The 13,656-nt window shown below is 67.8% G+C and carries 15 protein-coding genes; 5 read left to right on the plus strand and 10 right to left on the minus strand.

The window, feature by feature from the left end; all coding sequences use genetic code 11:
• The first annotated feature begins 2 nt into the window (after positions 1-2).
• The 3 genes from proB to E0504_RS14785 all read left to right on the plus strand — a co-directional run bounded on the left by proB (position 3) and on the right by E0504_RS14785 (position 2,561).
• Complete coding sequence (proB, locus tag E0504_RS14775) at positions 3-1,136, plus strand: glutamate 5-kinase (protein ID WP_131624827.1); 1,134 nt, start codon at positions 3-5, stop codon at positions 1,134-1,136.
• On the plus strand, positions 1,133-2,053 hold the full coding sequence (locus tag E0504_RS14780) for an NAD(P)-dependent oxidoreductase (protein ID WP_207974393.1): 921 nt from the start codon (positions 1,133-1,135) through the stop codon (positions 2,051-2,053). Before proB ends, E0504_RS14780 begins: the two co-directional genes overlap by 4 nt.
• A 91-nt stretch (positions 2,054-2,144) precedes the next feature.
• Entirely contained in the window at positions 2,145-2,561 is a 417-nt protein-coding gene (locus E0504_RS14785; RefSeq protein WP_131624829.1) for a hypothetical protein, read from the plus strand.
• 1 nt (position 2,562) lies between these two features.
• Here the strand turns inward: E0504_RS14785 and E0504_RS14790 are convergent, their stop codons facing one another.
• From E0504_RS14790 to E0504_RS14830, 9 genes are all read right to left on the minus strand, one after another.
• Positions 2,563-3,348, minus strand: coding sequence for a phosphoadenylyl-sulfate reductase (locus E0504_RS14790; RefSeq protein ID WP_131624830.1), 786 nt, complete (start codon positions 3,346-3,348; stop codon positions 2,563-2,565).
• 7 nt (positions 3,349-3,355) lie between these two features.
• The gene (locus E0504_RS14795) at positions 3,356-3,823 is read right to left on the minus strand and encodes a DUF934 domain-containing protein (RefSeq protein ID WP_131624831.1); all 468 of its coding nucleotides are present in this window, start codon (positions 3,821-3,823) and stop codon (positions 3,356-3,358) included.
• Positions 3,816-5,450 carry a nitrite/sulfite reductase gene (locus tag E0504_RS14800; RefSeq protein ID WP_131624832.1) on the minus strand — a complete coding sequence of 545 codons (1,635 nt, stop codon included), beginning with the start codon at positions 5,448-5,450 and terminating at the stop codon, positions 3,816-3,818. The genes E0504_RS14795 and E0504_RS14800 overlap by 8 nt, the downstream gene beginning before the upstream one ends.
• A 1-nt stretch (position 5,451) precedes the next feature.
• A complete protein-coding gene (locus tag E0504_RS14805; RefSeq protein ID WP_131624833.1) occupies positions 5,452-5,748 on the minus strand; it encodes a DUF2849 domain-containing protein in 297 nt (98 codons plus the stop codon).
• Positions 5,745-6,515 carry a uroporphyrinogen-III C-methyltransferase gene (cobA, locus tag E0504_RS14810; RefSeq protein WP_131624834.1) on the minus strand — a complete coding sequence of 257 codons (771 nt, stop codon included), beginning with the start codon at positions 6,513-6,515 and terminating at the stop codon, positions 5,745-5,747. Before cobA ends, E0504_RS14805 begins: the two co-directional genes overlap by 4 nt.
• Before the next feature lie 97 nt (positions 6,516-6,612).
• Complete coding sequence (locus E0504_RS14815; RefSeq protein ID WP_131624835.1) at positions 6,613-7,596, minus strand: mechanosensitive ion channel family protein; 984 nt, start codon at positions 7,594-7,596, stop codon at positions 6,613-6,615.
• Positions 7,593-8,798: a cystathionine beta-lyase gene (gene metC, locus E0504_RS14820; protein WP_131624836.1), complete on the minus strand. Its 1,206-nt coding sequence runs from the start codon at positions 8,796-8,798 to the stop codon at positions 7,593-7,595. Before metC ends, E0504_RS14815 begins: the two co-directional genes overlap by 4 nt.
• Positions 8,795-9,643 (minus strand): 3-mercaptopyruvate sulfurtransferase, encoded by an 849-nt coding sequence (sseA, locus tag E0504_RS14825; protein ID WP_131624837.1) that lies wholly within the window; start codon positions 9,641-9,643, stop codon positions 8,795-8,797. Before sseA ends, metC begins: the two co-directional genes overlap by 4 nt.
• Positions 9,644-9,676: 33 nt before the next feature.
• A complete protein-coding gene (locus E0504_RS14830; RefSeq protein WP_131624838.1) occupies positions 9,677-10,225 on the minus strand; it encodes a hypothetical protein in 549 nt (182 codons plus the stop codon).
• Between the two features lie 686 nt (positions 10,226-10,911).
• On the opposite strand from E0504_RS14830, the gene queF reads away from it, so the two are divergent.
• Together queF and fumC are read left to right on the plus strand one after the other, a co-directional pair.
• The gene (queF, locus tag E0504_RS14835) at positions 10,912-11,385 is read left to right on the plus strand and encodes a preQ(1) synthase (RefSeq protein WP_131624839.1); all 474 of its coding nucleotides are present in this window, start codon (positions 10,912-10,914) and stop codon (positions 11,383-11,385) included.
• On the plus strand, positions 11,382-12,761 hold the full coding sequence (gene fumC / locus E0504_RS14840; RefSeq protein ID WP_131624840.1) for a class II fumarate hydratase: 1,380 nt from the start codon (positions 11,382-11,384) through the stop codon (positions 12,759-12,761). The genes queF and fumC overlap by 4 nt, the downstream gene beginning before the upstream one ends.
• Here the strand turns inward: fumC and xth are convergent.
• Positions 12,758-13,534, minus strand: a complete 777-nt coding sequence (gene xth, locus E0504_RS14845; RefSeq protein WP_131624841.1) for an exodeoxyribonuclease III — start codon at positions 13,532-13,534, stop codon at positions 12,758-12,760. The two genes, fumC and xth, sit on opposite strands and share 4 nt — an antisense overlap.
• Positions 13,535-13,656 lie beyond the last annotated feature (122 nt).

Consider the following 13,656-nt stretch of genomic DNA (forward strand, 5'->3'; position numbering starts at 1 on the left):
CGATGGCGGTTACCGCGCTCTCCCATCTCGGCGCCGCGGAAACCTGTCCGCGGCTGGTGCTCAAGGTCGGCTCCGCCTTGCTGGTGGACCGCGCGGGCGCGGTGCGGCGCGAGTGGCTGTCGAGCCTTGCCGCCGAAATAGCCGAGAAGCGCCGTCAAGGGCAGGAAGTGCTGGTGGTCAGCTCGGGCGCGATCGCACTGGGTGCGCGGCGCCTGGGCCTGGCGCATGGCGGACGCGCCAGCCTTGCCGATGCCCAAGCGGCTGCGGCGGTCGGCCAGATCGCCCTGTCGGCCATCTGGTCCGAACTGCTCGAGGTGGAAGGGATTACCGCCGCGCAGCTGCTGTTGACCCTCGACGATCTGGAGGACCGCCGCCGTTATCTCAACGCATCGTCGACGCTGGCCCGATTGCTCGAGCGAGGAGCGGTCCCGGTGGTGAACGAGAACGACAGCGTCGCGACCGCCGAAATCCGCTTTGGCGACAACGACCGGCTCGCGGCGCGGGTGGCGCAAGCGGCAGGGGCCGATGCGGTGGTGCTGCTGAGCGACGTTGACGGGCTGTTCGACCGCGACCCGGCCGACCCTACCGCCGAACTCGTACGCGAGGTGAGCGGGATCGACGAGCAGGTTCGCGCCATGGCCGGCGCCTCGTCGGGCTCCGGCATGGGATCGGGCGGCATGGTGTCGAAGCTGCAGGCGGCCGAAATCGCCGGGCGCGCCGGTATCGCGCTGGCTATCGTCAACGGCACCCATGCGCGGCCGCTGTCGCGCGCCATCGCTGCGGATCGGGGTACCCTGTTCCAGCCGCAACGGCGCGACGGCGGGCGCAAGGCGTGGCTCGGTGGGCGGCTGGCCCCGGCGGGAGTGCTGACGGTGGACGAAGGCTGTGCCGCTGCCCTTGCCGAAGGAGCGAGCATCCTGGCCGCCGGGATCACGGCAGTCGATGGTGACTTCGCGCGCGGCGACTTGGTGACGGTGCATGGCCGCAAGGGCGATCGGCTTGCCCAGGGGCTGGTCGAGTATTCAGCCGGCGAATGCCGCGCCATAGCCGGGCGGAAAGCGAGCGAACAGGCGGACTTGCTCGGTTACGCCCCGCGCGCTGCGGTGGTCCACCGCGATCATATGGTCCTGCTGTGAGCGCGCCGCTGATCGCCCTCACCGGCGGCACCGGGTTTGTTGGCAAGGCCACCTTGGCCGCGCTCGCCCGGCAGGGCTATCCAGTCCGCGCGCTGGCGCGCACGCTGCCTGCCGACCGATCCGGCGCCACGGAGTGGGTTCGCGGAGACCTTGCCGACCGGCCAGCGCTCGACCGGCTGGTTGCCGGGGCGGAGGCGGTGATCCATGTCGCCGGGCTGACCACCGCGACCGAGGCCAGCGCATTCGAAGCCGCCAACGTAGCGGGCACGCTCGCGGTGATCGAGGCCGCCGCGCGCGCTGGCGTTCCGCGGTTCATATTCGTCTCATCGCTATCCGCGCGGGAGCCGCAGCTGTCGGAGTACGGCGCCTCCAAGGAGCGCGCCGAACGGCTGGTTCGGGCCAGCGGTCTCGACTGGACGATCGTGCGCCCCCCCGGCGTGTACGGCCCGTGGGACGTCGACTATCTCGAGATGTTCAAGCTCGCAAAAGTGGGGGTGGTCCCGGTGCCGCCGCCCGGGCGCAGCTCGCTCATCCACGTGCAGGATCTCGCCGAACTGCTGGTCGCTCTCATTCCCGGGGGTGAGGGGGTCAGTCACCAGCTGTTCGATCCGGACGACGGGCATCCGGGAGGCTGGTCTCACCGGGAGCTCGCCCGGGTGATCGGCTGGGCTGTCGGGAAGCGGCCGTGGGTGGTGCACCTTTCGCGCGGCCTTCTCGGCGCCGCATCGCGCGCGGATCGGCTGCTCCGCCGATCCCGCGCGCGACTGACCGCGGACCGGGTGGGTTACATGCTGCACCCCGACTGGCTCTCAGACGCCGAGCGGGCAGTCCCTCCCGAGCTCTGGCGTCCGCGCATCCCCACACGCGAGGGGTTGCGGGCGACAGCGCGCTGGTACCGCGACAAGGGCTGGTTGTGAGACGGTTGGACAGCGGGCAGCGGCGCGCATAGCGTCTGCCCCGGACCACGAGTCGCGCTGTTGCAGACTCGTGGACACAAGGGGAGATCCGATGCGCCAACTGTTACTCATCGCTTCACTGGCGGCGCTTGCCGCCTGCAACAACAACACCGCGCCAGCCGACGCCGAGAGCGAGGCCACCGCTGACGTCGCGGCCGCATCGACGCCGGCGACCGCGCCAGCAATGGCAGCCGATGGCAAGGACCCGGTCGGCAAGTTCCGCATCACCACGTCGGATGGCCGGGTGGTCGAAGAAGAGGTGAAGGCCGACGGCACTTACGTCAGCACCGCCGATGGCAAGACCGTCGAGACCGGCCGCTGGGTTCAGAAATCGCCGACCACCTACTGTTACACCAAGACCGGCGAGACCGCGGAACAGTGCAACACCGAAAGCGTCGATGCCAAGGGCGTGTGGACCACCACCGGCCCGGACGGGAAGACCGCGACCGTCGTGCGGCTCGGCGCCTGAACTAGAGGAACGGTTCGAACCCCGGCGGCAGTTCGCCGTCGGGGCCGAGCTGGACAGGCGAGTGGATGCCGCACTCGGTCTTGTCCCAACCCTTCCATCGGCCCGAACGCGGATCGTCACCGTCCGCCACCTGGCTGGTGCACGGCATGCAGCCGATGGATGGATAGCCTTCGGCCACCAACGGATGAAGCGGCAGGTCGTGCGCCGCGATATAGGCGGCAAGATCGGCCGCCTGCCAATCGATCAGCGGATTGATCTTCAGCCGGCCCTGGGCATCGGCGGTATCGACTTCGAACCGCGGCAGGTTCGCCCGCGTGCTGGACTGGAACGCCTTGCGCCCGGTGAGCGAGGCGTCGAACCGGGCCAGCGCTTTCTCCAGCGGACGGACCTTGCGGATTTCGCAGCAGCCATCGGGATCGTACGACCACCGGAGGCCGCTGTCGTCACGCGCCGCCAGGTCAGCCGGGTCCGGCTGAAGGATCTGCAGGTTTGAGAGTCCCAACCGCCCGACCAGCTGATCGCGGTAGGCCAGCGTTTCGGGAAAGTGCTTGCCGGTGTCGAGGAACAGCACGGGCGTTGCCGGATCGACCTGCGCGATCAAGTGCAGCAGAACGGCACTCTCGGCACCGAAGCTGGATACCACCGCGACATCGCCGGCAAGCCGGTCCTTGAGCACCGCGTCGAGCACGGCGGCGGTGTCCGCCCCGCGGAACATGCGGTTGAGCCGGATTGCATCCGAGTCGCTAAAACGGGGTCCGGTGTCGATCCGGTCGCGCACCCGGTCCATGGCGGGGTTAGCCATGACGCAGGCGCCAGATCGGCATGCGGTCGTCGGCCGCCGGGACATAGACGTGATCCCACCGGGTCAGCGCGGTCTCCGCGTCACGGGGGTCGATCGGCTTGTCGGGCGCGAAGCTGTCGAACCCGCAGCGGCGCATGAAGAAGATAAGGTCGACCAGCACGTCGCCGGTCGCCTTGATCTCGCCGGTGTAGCCCGCTTCACGCAGCATCCGCGCGGTCGAAAAGCCGCGCCCGTCACGGAACTTGGGGAAGTCCACTTCCACCAGCCGCACCCGTGACAGGTGCGGGTACAGGACGGTCACGTCCTCGCCGGCTTCGATGCGGACGGACACCGCCTCGTCCTGCTCCAGGAAGGCATCGAGCGATACAGCCGGTTCGTCGGCCGCCACATCGTCGCGGAAACGCAGACCGGCCGCGTATTCCTCAGTTGCGGCGGGGGTGGGGTTGCCGGACTCAGCCATAAATCGCCTCCTTGAACCCTTCCATGCCGACGCGGCGGTACGTGTCGATGAACCGCTCCCCGCCTTCGCGGACCACCCGGTAGTGTTCGACCGCGCGTCCGACCGCATCGACGATGCCGTCCTCGTCAAATCCAGGCCCGGCGATCTTGGCCTGGCTGGTGTTCTCGTCGCCTGAGCCGCCGAGCAGGAGCTGGTAGCTTTCGCTGCCCTTCCGGTCGACGCCCAGGATGCCGATGTTGCCGGCGTGGTGATGCCCGCACGCGTTGATGCAGCCCGACACCTTGATCTTGAGCTCGCCGATGTCGGCCTGCCGCTCCGCCTCGGCGAAGCGCTGGGCGATCTTCTGTGCGACGGGGATGGAACGGGCGTTGGCGAGACTGCAGTAATCGAGCCCCGGACAGGCGATCACGTCGGTCACCAGATCGAGATTGGCATCGGCGAGGCCAGCCGAGACCAGCGCTTGCCAGACCACGAACAGGTCCGCCTTGCGCACGTACGGCAGCACCAGGTTCTGCGCGTGGGTGGCGCGAATTTCGTCGAAGCTGTACCGCTCCGCCAGGTCGGCCACGAGGTCCATCTGCTCGGCCGAGATGTCGCCGGGGATGCCCGCGGGGGGCTTCAGGCTGATGTTGGCGATCGCATAGCCCGGCTGTTTGTGCGCGACCACCTGCCGCTCCACCCAGCGGGCGAAGGCCGGATCGCTGAGATCGATGGTGTCGCTCAGCTCCTGTTCGTAGGCGGGCGGGGTGAAGTAGGCGGCGATGCGATCGTATTCCGCCTGCGGAAAGTCCTCGTCCAGCAAAAGGAAATGCGCGAACTCTTCCTCGACCTGGCGAGTGAATTCTTCCTGCCCCAGGTCGTGCACGAGGATCTTCATCCGCTGCTTGTGGATGTTGTCGCGCCGCGCATGGCGGTTCCACACCCGCAGCACCGCCTGCAGATAGCTGAACAGCTGGTTGGCCGGCAGGAATTCCCGGCTGCGGTAGGCGATGAACGGGGTGCGCCCCATGCCGCCGCCAAGAAAAACCTCGAACCCGGTCTCGCCCGCCGGATTGCGGACGATGCGCAGCGCAAAGTCGTGCCAGCGCAGCGCCACCCGGTCTTCCGGCGAAGCGATGATCGCGATCTTGAACTTGCGCGGCAGGTAGCTGAATTCCGGCATGAACGTGGTCATCTGCCGCAGCATCTCGGCCCACGGGCGCGGGTCGATCACTTCGTCCGCCGCAGCGCCCGCATAGTGATCGGAACTGACGTTGCGGATCGATTCACCGCTCGTCTGGATCGCGTGCATCTCCACCGTGGCGAGGTCCGCCAAGATGTCCGGCGCTTCGGCCAGCTTGATCCAGTTGTACTGGATGTTCTGCCGGGTGGTGAAGTGGCCATACCCGCGGTCATATTTGCGCGCGATGTGCGCCAGCATGCGCATCTGGCGGCTGTCGAACGTGCCATAGGGAATGGCGACCCGCAGCATGTAGGCGTGGAGCTGCAGATAGAGACCGTTCTTCAGCCGCAGCGGCTTGAACTGGTCGTCGTCCATCTTGCCTTCGATGCGGCGGCGGACCTGGTCGCGGAATTCCTCAACCCGGGTGTCGACCATGGCCTGGTCGTATTGATCGTAGCGGTACATGTCAGATCACCCATTCGCGTAGGTCAGGATCGGCGGGCTTGATCATGAGGTCGGGCCGCACGGTCGGGCCGAGCGCGCGCACGCGGTCCTTGATATGTGCCGGGCGCACGCCCTCGGCGGTTTTCTCGCCGTCGATGATGTAGGGGTTGTTGACGCGGCAGGTCGCGGTCTCTCGTGCCATGATCGCTTCGGCATCGGCGCCGGCATCGACCGCATCGGCCACATGAAGCGACCAGTCGACCCCGGTCCACCAGGTGACCGCCCCTGTCTTGAGGTCGTTGCCCGTGATGATCCTCATGCCGCATACTCCGCGATTGCTGCGATGGTGGCGTCCTCGCGCGCCGTGACTTCACCGATCACGATCAGCGCCGGGCTCTTGACCTGCTCGCGCTCGACCAGTTCGGGCAGGGCGGCAAGCGGCCCCCGCAGCACGCGCATGGTCGGACGCGCTCCATTCTCGATCACCGCCAGCGGCATGTCCGGGGCAAGGCCGTCACGCATCAGCTTTTCAGCGATCTGCGGCGCCGTCTTCACCCCCATGTAGATCACCAGGGTTCGGCCCTTCCCGGCAAGGCCGGCCCAGTCTTGCTCCGCCAGGCCCTTGCACTGGCCGGCGACGAAGCTGACGACGCTGGACGCGTCGCGGTGGGTTAGCGGGATCTGCGCGGCGGCCGCGGCACCGTTGGCAGCGCTGATGCCGGGGACGACTTCGACGGTGAGACCGGCGGCACGGCAGGCTTCCGCCTCCTCGCCGCCGCGGCCGAACACGAACGGATCGCCGCCCTTCAGCCGCACGACGCTGCGCCCGGCGCGGGCGGCGCGAACGAGCAGCGCATTGATCTGGTCTTGCGGCAGCGTGTGCCGTGCGCGGCTCTTGGCGACGGAGATCAACTCGGCCGCCGGGTTCACCATCGCCAGCACCGCACGATCGACCAGGCCATCATGCACCACCAGCTCGGCGCGTTCCAGCAGCCGCGCTGCGCGCAGCGTCAGCAGGTCGGGATCTCCGGGGCCTGCGCCCACGAGATAGACTATGCCGTTGGTATCCGGACCGGTTGTTTTCATGGCACTTGATTGGGCACGGGCTGTCGCGCCTGCCAGCCAGATTGCCTGTCAGAGCGGGTAGGCGAAATTTCGATAGCTTGGGTAGCCGCCCGAAAAGCTACGCTTCCGGCTTGTCGATCCGTTGTGAAATGGCCGCCACCAATTGCTGGAACTGCTCGTTGTCGCGCAGATTGAGGTCGCGCTGCGGGAAGGGGATCTCCACCCCGCTTTCCTGAAACAGCTTCCACAACCGTTTCAGCACATCGGAACGCACGTTGCCGACGCCTTCTTCCGGGTCATCGATCCAGCAATGGATCACGAAATTGACCGAGCTGTCGCCATACGCCTCCAGCCAGACCACCGGCGGCGGCGTGGTCAGCACGCGCCGCGCGCTTTTCGCGGCCTCCAGCATTAGCTTTTCGGCGAGGTCGAGGTCGCAGCCGTAGGCGACCCCCACCGGCACCTGGATGCGCACGTTCTTGGACGAATACGACCAGTTTTCCACCTGGTTGACCATCAGGTTTTCATTCGGGATCAGGTATTCGCGCTGATCGCGAGTGGTCAGCGAAACCGCGCGAATGCCGATCTTGCGGATCTGGCCGAAGTTCATGTTGCCTGCCGAATCCGCGATCGCGATCACGTCGCCCGGCTTGATCGACCGGTCCATCAGCAGGATGATGCCCGCGATCAGGTTGCCGAAGGTCTTTTGCAGGCCAAAACCGATCGCGAGGCCAAACGCACCCGAAAAGACCGCAAGCGCGGTCAGATCGATGCCGAGAATGTCGATCCCCAGCAGGATTGCGAGCGCCCACACACCGATAGTGATCAGTTTTTCCGCCAGCAGCCGCTGGGTGGTGTCCAGCCGCGTCATTCGCCGCAGCAGATGGCGGGCCCCCTTGCTGATGAACCACGCCGCGATCCAGACGGCGATGATGATCGCCACGAAAACCAGCGCGTCCCACACCGACACGCGGGAACTTCCGAGAGTGACGGCCAGGCTGTCGAGCGTGTCGACGAACCCGCCAACAGTGCCGCTTTGTCCCGCCACGGCGTCTCGCAAGCCATCCGCGGCGCGAACGTCCCTATCTCCAGGCGCGGTCATGTGTCCTCCATGGCGGCGAATGCCTGTGCGAGATCCTCGATCAGATCACCTGCGTCCTCCAGCCCGATCGACAGTCGCACGCCAAGCTTGTCATGGCTTGGCCAGTCCGCCGGCGGCCACGCTGTGGCGGACCGTATCGCCGCCGGGTCGAACGGGGTCACCAGGCTTTCGAACCCTCCCCAGCTGAAGCCGATCCCGAACAGGCGCAGCGAGTCGATAAAGCGTGCGCGGGCGGCCGCGTCGCGGCCATGGAGCACGAAGCTGAGCAGCCCGCAGCCGCCGGTGAAGTCGCGTTGCCAGATCGTGTGACCGGGGGAGCCGGGCAGCATCGGGCACAGCACGCGCGCCACCTCGGCACGGTCCTGCAACCACTGCGCGATCGCGAGTGCGGAGGCAGTGCTCCGCTCCAACCGCAAGCCCATCGTGCGCAGTCCGCGCAAGGCCAGCGCGGCGTCGTCGGGGGAGACCATCTGGCCCAGGCTTTGCGCCGTCTGCCGCAACCGCGCGTGCCAGCGCTCGCCGGCGCTGGCCGAGCCCATCATTAGGTCCGAATGTCCACCCACGTGCTTGGTGAGGCTCATCACCGAGATGTCGCACCCACTCGCCAGCGGCTGAAACCCGAGCGGGCTGGCCCAGGTGTTGTCCATCACGCTGACAGCGCCCTTGGCATGGGCGATACGGGTGAGGACGGGGACGTCGCATACCTCCATCGTCAGACTGCCGGGGCTCTCGATCATCACTCCGCGGGTTCGCTCGCAGAAGGCGGCTTCGTAAACGGGCAGGTCGAGCGGATCGAAGAACCGCGCCTCCACCCCCATGCGCGCGAGCAGCCCCTTGGCCATCAGCCGCGTGGGTTCATACGCGTTATCGGTCACCAGCAGCACATCGCCCGGCCGTAGTACCGCGAGCAGCGCCCCCGCGATCGCCGCGACCCCGCTGGGATAGAGCACTGTGCCCGCTGCGCCTGCCTCGAGCTCGGTCAACGCCTCGGCCAGCGCCCACTGCGTCGGTGCTCCGCGGCGCCCGTAGAAGAAATGCCCGTCCGCGTTGTGGTGCTTGCCGGCTTCCAGCGCGGCCATGTCCGCGTAGAGATGCGTGCTGGCGCGCCAGACGGGAGGGTTGACCACCGGTCCCGTCCACTCATGACGCCGCCCGGCTTCGACCAGGCGGGTGGCGGGCTGGCGATCGGGCGCCTTGCTCAAGCGGGCGCCCCTGTTTCCTTCGGTGTGTCAGGGTCCGCGCCCCATTCGCTCCAACTGCCGTCATAAAGCGCGGCACTCTCCACTTCGAGGAGGTGGAGGGCGAACAGCAGGACGGAGGCGGTGACGCCGCTGCCGCAGGTGGTGACGATCGGGCGCGCCAGATCGATGCCGGCGCGTTCAAACGCGGCGCGCAGTTCGCCTGGCGGTCGGAAAGTGCCGTCGCTCCGGTAGAGGTCGCGGAAGAACAGGTTGCGCGAACCCGGGATGTGACCACCGGACAGCCCGTGGACAGCGTCTGCCGTCTCGCCGGTGAAGCGCGCCACGTCGCGCGCGTCGAGCACCTGTTCGTTGCCGCTGGCGATGTTGGCCAGCATATCCTGCTTGCTCCGGACGCGCTGCCAGTCGGCGTCGCGCTCAGCAGGCAGCGTGCGCGCCGGAGATGCGCTACCCGATACCAGCGGCTTGCCTTCCGCCTCCCACTTCGCCAGCCCGCCGTCGAGGATGGCGACCTGCGTCATGCCGTTCATGCGCAGGATGAACCACGCGCGCGCTGACGTTTTCACGTCGCTATCGTCATAGATCACCACCCGATCGTCGCGGGCAATGCCGAGTTCGGCCAGGCGCTGCGCGAACTGGGCCGGGGTCGGCAGAGCGTTGGAAACCGCGGAGCTGCTGTCCTTTAGCGTCGGCAGGTCGAGGAACACCGCGCCGGGAATATGGCCCGCGGCATACTCGGCCGCAGGATCGCGTCCGGCTGCGGGAAGATGCGTGGAGGCATCGACGATCTTCAGATCGGATGCATCAAGCTCGCGGGCGAGCCACTCGGTCGATACCAGGCTGTCCATGCCGGGAAGCCTTGCCGCCTGGCGGCGAGCGGGTCAATCGAGCGCGTGCTGGCTCACCGCGCTATAGGTTTGCGGCATCTCGTCGAGCCGGAACGGCTGGAGCCGCCGGCTCGCGCCCCCCGAAACGCCTACGACAAATGTACGGGCGATCGGTGACACGCCGCCGGCTTCGGCCCGCACCCGGAGCAGCGGAACATAGACCACCGCCTTGCCGTGGGGGATCGGACGAATCTCGCTCACCGGCAGGCGCAGCTCTCCGGCAAACTGCACGGATGCGCCGGGATTGAGCTGTTCGAACGTCTTGACCTGCGCCAACGGCACCTGGGGATCGGCCAGCTGCTGGTCCGTCGGGATCCGGGCGTGCGCGGTGACCAGGTCCGCGCCCAGGCGCAGGTCGCGCAGCGGTTGCGCACTCCGGTTGGTCACCACCATTTCATAAGTGAGGGTGGCAAACATCATGCTGCGCGACAGGCGCACGGCGCGCGCCTCAATGGTCAATTGCGGGCCGGTCGCGGCCAGCGGAGGCGCGGCAGCAAGCGTCGGCCCGGGCGCGGCCGGCACGCGCGGCCGCTCGATTTCCACCGTTGGTGCGTCTGCGGAGCTGCGACGGCGCCACCACAAAGCTGCGGCAGCGCCAGCCAGCACAAGCGCACCGGCCAGCGCGTAGAGCCAGCCCGGAAGCCCCTCCTCCTCAGCCGGTGCAGTGGGCAGGGGAGCCGGCAAGGGAGTGGCTGCCGCACCCGGCAGCGGCGCGGACGGGAGCGTCTCCGCGGCGGCGGGGGCGATCGGCGATGGGCTCGCGGTAGCGGCGGGTGACAGCGGCTGCTCAGCCGTGGTCGTCACGGGCGGGGCGGTTCGCGGAGGCAGCGGGTTGCTGGCGGGCGAGGCTACTGGCCGCGGCGCGGGGGCAGTGGTGGCCCGCGGGATGGGCGCGGGCGTCGGTGCCGGCGTGGGGCGCGCGGAAGGAACCGGCGTGGGGGTGGGCGTGGTGTCGCGCGGCCGGGTCAGGATCGGCGCATCAGGATCCACCGGTCCCTGGATGTCGGTCGGCGTCGGCGTGGGCGTGGGCAGCCGGAATCCACCCGGCGCGGTCTGCGCGGCCAGCGGAGCTCCGGCGAGTGCTAACGCGAGCAGACTGATGGGGGCGAGGTGTCTCATGGCTCCGGTAAGCAGCGGCGTCTTAAGCGTCGACGGCGCTGAATAGGCACTGAATTGGGCAAGTCCACAGCCGCCTTGAACCCTCCAGTGATAAAGCCCAGATGCGCGGCATGAGCGACACACCCCTTCCGCCAGCTTCCGGGCCGCTGCACCTCGGCCAGACGAGTTCGCTGCCCGCTTCGCCTGAGGAGGCGGTGCTCGATTACGTGCCGAACCCCCGCCGCGAGGGGCTGTACCTGGTGCGGTTCGCGGCGCCGGAGTTCACCTCGCTGTGCCCCGTGACCGGGCAACCGGACTTCGCGCATCTGGTGATCGACTATGCGCCAGGTGAGACGATCGTCGAATCCAAGAGCCTGAAGCTGTTCCTCGGCAGCTTCCGCAATCACTGCGGGTTTCACGAAGACGTGACGGTGGGCATCGGCCAGCGGCTCGCACAAGAGATGCAACCTCGCTGGTTGCGCATCGGCGGCTACTGGTATCCGCGCGGCGGCATCCCGATCGACGTGTTCTGGCAAACCGCTGCGCCGCCGGAAGGGCTGTGGGTGCCGGATCAGGGCGTCGCCAGCTACCGGGGTCGGGGATGAACGCGACCCGCATCGAAAGCGACACCTTCGGACCGATCGAAGTCCCGGCCGATCATCTCTGGGGGGCGCAGACCCAGCGGTCCTTGCACAACTTCCGCATTGGCGGAGAAACGATGCCGGTGCCGCTGATCCGGGCGCTGGGCACGATCAAGCGGGCGGCAGCGGAAGCCAACCGCGAACTGGGCGTGCTCGACGGCGGACTGGCGGATGCGATCGTCTCGGCTGCGCAGGAAGTGATCGACGGCCAGCTGGACGGCGAGTTTCCTCTGGTCGTGTGGCAGACCGGATCGGGCACCCAGTCGAACATGAACGCGAACGAGGTGATCGCCAATCGCGCGATCCAGCTGCTCGGCGGACAGATCGGGTCCAAGCAGCCGGTCCACCCGAACGACCATGTCAACATGAGCCAGAGTTCGAACGACACGTTCCCCAGCGCGATCAACGTCGCGGCGGCGGGCGAGGTAGTGCGGCACCTGCTCCCGGCGCTCAAGGTAATGCACGCCGATCTCGCCGCCAAGGCCGATCAGTGGAGCGACATCGTCAAGATCGGGCGCACGCACACCCAGGACGCGACCCCGCTGACGCTGGGGCAGGAGTTTTCCGGCTACGCAGCCCAAGTGGCCGCGGGGATCGAGCGGATCGAGCTGACGCTGCCCGGGCTGTACGAGCTGGCGCAAGGCGGCACGGCGGTGGGCACCGGCCTTAACGCACCGGCTGGGTTCGCCGAAGCCGTGGCGGAGCGGATCGCGGCCATCACCGGCCTGCCGTTCGTCACCGCGCCCAACAAGTTCGCCGCGCTGGCCGGGCAGGACGCGCTGGTGTTCGCGCACGGGGCGCTCAACGCGCTCGCGGCCGCGCTGTACAAGATCGCGAGCGACATCCGCCTGCTGGGCTCCGGCCCGCGGTCCGGGCTGGGAGAGCTGGCCTTGCCGGAAAACGAACCCGGCAGCTCGATCATGCCGGGCAAGGTCAACCCGACGCAGGTCGAGGCACTGACCCAGGTCTGCATCGAGGTGTTCGGCAATCACGCCGCGCTGACGTTCGCCGGCAGCCAGGGGCAGTTCGAGCTCAACACCTATCGCCCCGTGATGGCGTGGAATTTCCTGCGGTCGGTGCGGCTGCTGGCGGATTCCGCCGAAAGCTTCACCGAGCACCTGCTGAAAGGGTTGGAGCCGCGGCGGGACAACATTCAGCGTGGGCTGGAGAACTCGCTGATGCTCGTGACCGCGCTGGCGCCAGAGATCGGTTACGACCGGGCCGCGGCGATCGCCAAGCAGGCGCACAGGGAGGGCTCCACCTTGCGCGAAGCGGCGCTGGCGAACGGGGTGAGCGGCGCCGACTTCGATCGGCTCGTCCGGCCGGAGACCATGGTCTAGCCGTCCGCCAGTTCGATCCACACGGGCGCGTGGTCGCTGGTTTTCTCCCAACTGCGCGCTTCGCGATCCACCTTGGCCGCGCGGAGCCGGTCCTTGAGCGACGGGCTGAGCAGGAAGTGGTCGATCCTCAGCCCCGCGTTGCGCGCAAAGGCATTCCGGAAGTAGTCGAAGAAAGTGTAGATCGTCTCGTCCGGGTGCAACGCGCGCACGGCATCGGTCCACCCCTGATCAACCAGCCGGAACCACGCGTCGCGCACTTCCGGCGCGAACAGCGCGTCGTCGAGCCAGCGTTCGGGTTTGTAGACGTCGCGTTCGGTCGGCATAACGTTGAAATCGCCCAGCAGCAGCACCGGCAGATCGCTCGCGATCAGTTCGGCGGCGTGGGCGGTCAGGCGTTCAAACCACCGCAGCTTGTAATCGAATTTGGGGCCGGGGCGGGGGTTGCCGTTGGGGAGATACAGGGCGCCGAAGATGATGCCGTTGATCGCCGCCTCCAGGTAACGGCTCTGCTCGTCCTCGGGATCGCCGGGCAGGCCGCGCCGTGTTTCGTGGATCTGGCCGACACGGCTCAACAGTGCCACCCCGTTCCAGCGGCTCTGCCCGTGCCAGAGGACATCGTACCCGAGCCGGCGGATGGGTTCGGCGGGGAACTTGTCGTCCGGAGCCTTGAGTTCCTGCAAGGCGACGACGTCGGGCTTCGCCTGCTCCAGCCAGCGCAGCAGCACCGGCAACCGGCCCTTCACCCCGTTCACGTTGTAAGTTGCGATCTTCACGTCGCATCAACGCCCCGACTGCCGCAACGGTGCCCGGCAGCTGGAGCGAACCGCTCCCTCACGCTAGTTGGGCGCGCGCCGCCACCGGCGGTGCGAGTGGGCGATTCGAGGCAGGTGGTGCA

This window comes from Parafrankia sp. BMG5.11 (assembly GCF_004337455.1).